At 67.8% G+C, this 6,236-nt stretch carries 7 protein-coding genes; 5 read left to right on the top strand and 2 right to left on the bottom strand.

Annotation, left to right across the window (positions count from 1 at the left end):
• Positions 1 to 14: 14 nt before the first annotated feature.
• The gene (locus tag WBL06_RS02085; RefSeq protein WP_424454314.1) at positions 15 to 1,256 is read right to left on the bottom strand and encodes an integrase catalytic domain-containing protein; all 1,242 of its coding nucleotides are present in this window, start codon (positions 1,254 to 1,256) and stop codon (positions 15 to 17) included.
• A gap of 291 nt (positions 1,257 to 1,547) precedes the next feature.
• On the opposite strand from WBL06_RS02085, the gene rplM reads away from it, so the two are divergent.
• From rplM to WBL06_RS02060, 5 genes are read left to right on the top strand one after another with little or no spacing between them, the layout of a single operon-like run.
• Entirely contained in the window at positions 1,548 to 1,994 is a 447-nt protein-coding gene (gene rplM / locus WBL06_RS02080; protein WP_424454313.1) for a 50S ribosomal protein L13, read from the top strand.
• Between the two features lie 13 nt (positions 1,995 to 2,007).
• On the top strand, positions 2,008 to 2,499 hold the full coding sequence (gene rpsI, locus WBL06_RS02075) for a 30S ribosomal protein S9 (RefSeq protein ID WP_424454312.1): 492 nt from the start codon (positions 2,008 to 2,010) through the stop codon (positions 2,497 to 2,499).
• Positions 2,500 to 2,518: 19 nt separating this feature from the next.
• The gene (gene glmM, locus WBL06_RS02070; protein WP_424454311.1) at positions 2,519 to 3,892 is read left to right on the top strand and encodes a phosphoglucosamine mutase; all 1,374 of its coding nucleotides are present in this window, start codon (positions 2,519 to 2,521) and stop codon (positions 3,890 to 3,892) included.
• A 33-nt stretch (positions 3,893 to 3,925) separates the two neighbouring features.
• Entirely contained in the window at positions 3,926 to 4,834 is a 909-nt protein-coding gene (locus tag WBL06_RS02065) for a hypothetical protein (protein ID WP_424454310.1), read from the top strand.
• A gap of 3 nt (positions 4,835 to 4,837) precedes the next feature.
• Positions 4,838 to 5,293, top strand: coding sequence for a nitroreductase family deazaflavin-dependent oxidoreductase (locus WBL06_RS02060; RefSeq protein ID WP_424454309.1), 456 nt, complete (start codon positions 4,838 to 4,840; stop codon positions 5,291 to 5,293).
• Here the strand turns inward: WBL06_RS02060 and coaA are convergent.
• Entirely contained in the window at positions 5,290 to 6,234 is a 945-nt protein-coding gene (gene coaA / locus WBL06_RS02055) for a type I pantothenate kinase (protein ID WP_424454308.1), read from the bottom strand. The two genes, WBL06_RS02060 and coaA, sit on opposite strands and share 4 nt — an antisense overlap.
• Positions 6,235 to 6,236: the final 2 nt, after the last annotated feature.

Below are 6,236 nucleotides of genomic sequence, written 5' to 3'. Positions count from 1 at the left end.
CGTAGTGCCTCACGTCAAGATGCTCGCGAAAGGTGGGTGCGTGCCTCACCGGGTTTTGCTCGCGAGATTCCGGCGCTGAGCGCGGTGGTCTTGGCAGCGGCGAGGTGGATCAGGCGGGTTTGGATCGCGGTGATCTTGCGGGTGACTTCGGCGGGGTTCGTGTTCTTGAACAGCGCGGTCAGCTCGGCGGCTCTCGCCGTGGTGAGGACGCCGGAGTCGATGACGCGCTGGTAGGGGGTGCGGGGCTGGTCGTAGACGCGGACGTTCTTGCCGTTGCGGTTGGTGCGGTAGCCGATCGCTTTCGTGGTCGCGGTGAACAGGTTCAGCCGCACTCTGACGAGGGCGTAGAGCTCGTTCAGCAGCCGCAGCTCGGCCGGGGTGTCGTAGCGGTAGTGGAATGCGTGGCGGCGCACCACGTCGCCGTTCTTCTGCTCGACGTGGGCGTTGTCGTTGGAGTGGTAGGGGCGCGCCCGGGTGAAGAACAAGCCACGCTCGCCGGCCCACCCGATGAGTGCCTCGTTGATGAACTCACCACCGTTGTCGCTGTCGATCCCGGTGAGGCGGAAAGGCAGCCGCGTCTCGACGACGGGCATCGCTTCGAGCACCCACCGGTGCGCCCCGTTCTTGAGGGCGATGTTCTCGGTCCACCCGGTGTGCACGTCGGTGACGGTCAGGGTGCGGGCGAACTCGCCTTTCAGTGTCGGACCGCAGTGCAGCACCAGATCGATTTCGCAGAACCCGGGGGTCTGCTCGTGCTCGTCACCGGCCTTGCGGACCGTGATCGAGGTCCGTAACAGCGGCCCGGCTTTGGTGCCCGAGATTCCGGTCAGCCGCATCCCGTCCCGGGTGGGCTTGAGCAGCCGGTCGATCGTCGCCCCGGACACGGTCAGCAGCTGCGTCCGGGTGTGCTCGTTCAGCCGGTGCGCGTCGTCACCGAACTCGCCGTGCTCGATGAGCTTGGGCAGCCAGATCCCCATCGTCGCGGCCAGGTACTTCCCCGACGGCTGACCGGCGAGCATCCACACACAGATCAGCAGCCGCAGCGTGTCATACCCGTATGTCCGCGGCCGTGGCGCCCGCCTCGCCGCCCGTTGCGGCCCGCGTCGCGTTCCCGCGGCGGTCACCTGACGGCGGGCGTTCGCGCGCGACCAGCCCGTCGTCGCGACCAGCTCGTCCAGCATCCGCCCCCGCGCCTTCTTCGACGCAGCCGCGTACCCGCGGGCATACTTCTTCGTGATCTCACGCTTGGTCGACATCGACAACGAGCCCATCCCGCCAGCACACACCAGCGCTCGACGCGGGGCCAGCGTTTCGCGAGCAGATCCCAAATGAGGCACGCACCCCATTACGCGAGCACTATAGGTGAGTCTCGTCGCTCGTTTGACCCCGACCAGACACTGGACTAGTCTTACGAGGTTGCCTCCACCCCGGAAGCGACGATCCGAGCCCTCCACCGCAGGGTTCGCGCCACTGCATCTTTGAAGAGCACGCCGCGAACGCTCACCGGAGCGGGATTCACGATCTCCTCGAAGAAAGCAGTCTCTCCTGTGACGCGTACGTTCAGCCCCAAGCCGGCGGACATCCAGCGCGACTGGGTCGTCATCGACGCGACCGATGTCGTGCTCGGTCGCCTGGCCAGCCACGCCGCCGCCCTGCTGCGCGGCAAGCACAAGCCCACCTTCGCCCCGCACATGGACATGGGTGACTTCGTCATCGTCATCAACGCAGAGAAGGTCGCCCTCACGGGCCAGAAGCTCGAGAAGAAGCTGGCCTACCGCCACTCGGGCTACCCGGGCGGCCTGTCGGCTCAGACCTACGTCGAGATGCTCGAGAAGCACCCGACGCGTGCGGTCGAAAAGGCCATCCGCGGCATGCTGCCGAAGAACTCGCTGGGCCGCGCCCAGATCAAGAAGCTCAAGGTCTACGCGGGCGCCGAGCACCCGCATGCTGCGCAGCAGCCCAAGGCCTACACCCTGACTCAGGTCGCCCAGTAAGGACCCCGGAACCATGGCCAAGATCGAAGACATCGTTTCCGACGAGGTGCTGACCTCGTTCAGCACCGAGACTCCCAGCGAGCAGGCTGTCGAGCCGCGCACTCCGCGCATCCTCAACGTTCCCGGCGCAGCCGTGGGCCGTCGCAAGGAAGCCATCGCGCGCGTTCGCATCAACCCGGGCACCGGCACCTTCACGGTGAACGGCCGCACGCTCGAGGAGTACTTCCCGAACAAGCTGCACCAGCAGCTCATCACCGACCCGTTCAAGGTGCTCGACCTCACGGGCAGCTACGACGTGATCGCGAAGATCACCGGCGGTGGCCCCTCGGGCCAGGCCGGCGCGCTTCGCCTCGCGATCGCCCGCTCGCTCAACGAGATCGACCGCGAGAACAACCGCCCCGCACTCAAGAAGGCGGGCTTCCTCACGCGGGATGCCCGCGTGATCGAGCGCAAGAAGGCCGGTCTCAAGAAGGCCCGCAAGGCCTCGCAGTTCTCGAAGCGCTAGTCTTCGGGCGCTCGCGCTCATGGCTCGACTCTTCGGCACCGACGGAGTCCGGGGGCTCGCGAACGGTGACGTCATCACCGGCGACTTCGCCCTCGGCCTCGCGCAGGCTGCCGCGACGGTTCTGACCCAAGGTCGGCACGCCGAGCGTCGGCGTGCCGAAGGACGCCGCCCGCGGGCGGTGCTCGCGCGCGATCCGCGCATCTCGGGCGAGTTCATCTCGGCCGCGGTCGCCGCGGGTCTCGCGAGCTCGGGAATCGACGTATTGGATGCGGGGGTCATCCCGACGCCGGCCGTCGCGTTCCTCGTCGACGACATCGGCGCCGACTTCGGGGTCGTCGTGTCGGCGTCGCACAACCCGGCGCCCGACAACGGCATCAAGTTCTTCGCCTACGGTGGCACGAAGCTGCCCGACGAGGTCGAAGACCGAATCGAGGAAGCCCTAGCGAGCCCCGAACTGCTGCCGACGGGCGCGGATGTCGGCCGCATCCGCCGGTTCGCCGACGCCGAAGACCGTTACCTCGTGCACCTGCTCGGCACACTCGGGGGCCAACGGCTCGACGGGCTCCACATCGTCATCGACTGCGCGAACGGCGCGGCGGCAGGCATCTCGCCGCAACTGTTCACCGACGCCGGAGCCACCGTCACCGTCATCGGCAACGACCCCGACGGGCTCAACATCAATGCCGGGCTCGGGTCGACGCATCTCGGGCCCCTGCGCGAGCAAGTGCTCGAACTCGGGGCGGATCTGGGCATCGCGCATGACGGTGACGCCGACCGCTGCCTGGCGATCGACCACACGGGCGAGGTGATCGACGGCGACCGCATCATGGCGATCCTCGCGATCTCGTTGCGCGACCGGGGGATGCTGACCGACGACACTCTCGTCGCCACCGTCATGAGCAACCTCGGCCTGCGCCTCGCAATGGCCGAGCACGGCATCCGTCTGCTGGAGACCGCGGTCGGCGACCGCTACGTGCTGGAAGCGATCGCCGAGCATGGCTTGTCGCTCGGCGGTGAGCAGTCGGGTCACATCGTCTTCCGGCACCACTCGACGACAGGTGACGGGCTGCTCACCGGACTGCAACTCGCGGCCGAGGTCGTGCGCAGCGGGCGGAGCCTCGCCGAGCTGGCGACCGTGATGACCGTCTATCCGCAGGTTCTCGTCAACGTTCGCAACGTCGACCTCACTCGGCTCGACTCCGACGCCGAAGTCACCGCAGCCGTGCGCAGCGTCGAGGGTCGTCTCGGTGACACCGGACGCGTGCTGTTGCGACCGTCGGGCACGGAACCACTGGTTCGGGTGATGGTCGAGGCCGCGGATGCCGACGCCGCGGAATCGCTCGCGGCGGAGCTCGCTGAGGTCGTTCGCTCGCGGCTGTCGATCGAAAGCTGATTCCGAGGCCTCGAGGACTCTAGACTCGCCGCCATGGTGCGCATCGTGCTGGTGTTGGGCGCCGGCGCGGTAATCGGCAGCATCCTCGGGGCGATCGTCACCGGTGACCCGCTCTACACGATCGGATGGGCGGTGGGGTTGCCGGTTCTGCTGACGGCGGCCGGCTTCCTCGGCAGCCGGCGGCGCAAGCAGCAGCAGCTCACAGCGCCGGGGACAGTGCCGGGAATCATCGGCTCGACGCGCACCCGGCCGGTCCCCACCGAGGCGGTGCTCAACCCGGAGCCGACGGCCGTGCCTGCTACCGGCGCCACCCTGAACGGGGAGCCGCTCGACCCGGCGGTACTCGCGAACATGCCGGAGCCGCGACCGCGCGAAGCGGTTCACTGGGCGAGCCGGGCCCTCACCATTGCGCTAGTGCTGGCCGGCGTCGCCCTGGCTTTGATCCCCGCGTATCGCACGATCGGGTGGACGGTCACGAACATCGCCCAGGGCCGGTGGGACGGCAACGACATGCGCACCGGGCTGCATCAGCAGGATGCCATCGATGACCTCGCTGCGGTGATCGGGTCCTACGACTTCGTCGCGGTCAACTTCTACGACAGCTATGTGCTTGTCGAGGCACCGACGTACGTGGGCGCGACGACGACCGATCAGTACGAGTGGCGCTACGGACGTGCGAGCAAACAGGGGCCGTACAGCGGCGCCGTCGTCGGCCTCTTCGACGCATCGACGATCGACTTCTCCATCGTGGGTGACCTCGTCGCACGCGCGAAGGCCGACACCCGCTGGACGGACTTCACCGCCCTCTATCCATCGCTGCGCGCCGACGAAGACGGTGTGCCGCGGTTCGGCGTCTACCTCGGAAACGACTACTACTCCGCCAGCTATACCTTCACGGTTCAGGGAGACTTGATCGACAGGTACGGAACCGGATTGGATTAGAGGATGCCGCTGCAGGGGGAGTACGCGCCGAGCACGAGCGCCTGGGCTCGCAAACAGGCAGAACGGTATGAGGCGTCCGGAGGCACCGAAGCGCAGACGCTGTACGACACCGGGATGCCGGTCATCGTGCTGACGACGCTCGGAGCGAAGAGCGGCAAACTGCGCAAGACGGCGCTCATGCGCGTCGAACACGACGGCGTCTATGCGGTGGTGGCGTCCCGCGGCGGTGCACCGCAGCATCCTCAATGGTATTTCAATCTCGTCGCGAACCCGCTCGTCGAACTTCAGGACGGCTCCGACAAGCGCGATTACCGCGCCCGCGAGGTGCACGGCGATGAGAAGGCGATCTGGTGGGAGCGCTCGGTGGCGGCTTACCCGCCCTACGCCGCCTACCAGAAGAAGACCGACCGGCAGATCCCGGTGTTCCTGCTGGAGCGCGTCGGCACCGACGCCGGCTAGACCTTACGCAGCAACACCGTCGACACGGTGTGATCGGCGCCCTTGCGCAGCACGAGCGATGCCCGCGCGCGGGTGGGAAGGATGTTCTGCGCGAGGTTCGGCCCGTTGATCTCGTTCCAGATCCGGCGGGCACGCTCGACGGCTTCGGTTTCGCTCAGTTCCGCATAGCGGTGGAAGTACGACGAGGGGTCGGCGAACGCTCCGCGCTGGAGGCGCAGGAACCGCTCCACGTACCACCGCTCGATGTCGCTCGAGCGTGCGTCGACGTAGATCGTGAAGTCGAACAGGTCGCTCACCGCCAGGCGGCCTGAGGCGGGCGGTTGCAGCACGTTGAGGCCCTCGACGATCAGCACGTCGGGTCGGCGCACGACGATCTGCTCGTCGGGCACGACGTCGTAGACGAGGTGCGAGTAGACGGGTGCGCGTACCTCGGCGGCTCCGCTCTTCACCGCGGACACGAACTTCAGCAGGGCGCGACGGTCGTAACTCTCGGGGAATCCCTTACGCTCCATCAGGCCGCGGCGGGCGAGTTCGGCGTTCGGCAGCAGGAATCCGTCGGTGGTGACGAGTTCGACGCTCGGGGTATCGGGCCAACGGGAGAGCAGTTCGCGCAACAGGCGGGCGATCGTCGACTTGCCGACCGCCACGGAACCCGCGACCCCGATCACGAACGGCGTCGGCCGCACGGGCTGCCCGAGGAACTCGTGCACGGCGGATCCGGTGGAGAGGGCGCCGGCCACGTACAGGTTCAGCAGGCGGCTGAGGGGCACGTAGACCTCCGCCACCTCGGCGAGGTCGAGCGTGTCGCCCAGCCCGCGGAGCCGCTCCACCTCGCCGGCACCCAGCGGCAGCGGGGTCGACGGGGCGAGCGCGGCCCACTCCGCCCGATCAATCTCGAGGAACGGTGTGGACCCGCTGTGCGCAGTGCCGGGGTCGGACATCG

The organism is Pseudolysinimonas sp. (genome assembly GCF_049651805.1).
GTDB lineage: Bacteria > Actinomycetota > Actinomycetes > Actinomycetales > Microbacteriaceae > Pseudolysinimonas_A.
Note: the sequence above shows the minus strand (reverse complement) of the source record. Positions and strands in the feature narration are given on the sequence as shown.

Coding starts and splice junctions, on each gene's coding strand:
- WBL06_RS02085 (WP_424454314.1), bottom strand. CDS start 1,256: ATGTCGACCAAGCGTGAGATCACGAAGAAGTATGCCCGCGGGTACGCG.
- rpsI (WP_424454312.1), top strand. CDS start 2,008: ATGGCCAAGATCGAAGACATCGTTTCCGACGAGGTGCTGACCTCGTTC.
- glmM (WP_424454311.1), top strand. CDS start 2,519: ATGGCTCGACTCTTCGGCACCGACGGAGTCCGGGGGCTCGCGAACGGT.
- WBL06_RS02065 (WP_424454310.1), top strand. CDS start 3,926: ATGGTGCGCATCGTGCTGGTGTTGGGCGCCGGCGCGGTAATCGGCAGC.
- WBL06_RS02060 (WP_424454309.1), top strand. CDS start 4,838: ATGCCGCTGCAGGGGGAGTACGCGCCGAGCACGAGCGCCTGGGCTCGC.
- coaA (WP_424454308.1), bottom strand. CDS start 6,234: ATGTCCGACCCCGGCACTGCGCACAGCGGGTCCACACCGTTCCTCGAG.